We start from the raw sequence: 281 nt of genomic DNA on the forward strand, positions 1-281 counted from the left end.
GGGATGAGCCCCAGGGCACGGTGCCACGGCTGCGGCTCTACGGCTTCGGTTTCCGCGCGATGATCCGGTAGGCGTTGGCGAACGGGGTGAGCCGCACCACGGGCGCGAGGGCCAGGTCCGTCACCGCCGCCGCGACCACCAGCGGGCTGCCCGCGCGGAGCAGCACCGCGCGCAGGTGCTGCTGGAACGGGGTCGGCGGGACGGCGCGCCAGGGGGTGTCCGGGGCGGGCAGCGCGTGGGAGAGGGCGAGGGCGGCCAGGCCGGCCAGGTCGTGCGGTACG

1 pseudogene is annotated in these 281 nt (G+C 77.2%); it reads right to left on the minus strand.

Annotated features, from left to right (window positions below):
- Positions 1 to 37 precede the first annotated feature (37 nt).
- Positions 38 to 281, minus strand: a pseudogene (locus tag B7767_RS41630) (class I SAM-dependent methyltransferase); the annotation flags it as partial.

This window comes from Streptomyces sp. 13-12-16 (assembly GCF_002114215.1).
GTDB lineage: Bacteria > Actinomycetota > Actinomycetes > Streptomycetales > Streptomycetaceae > Streptomyces.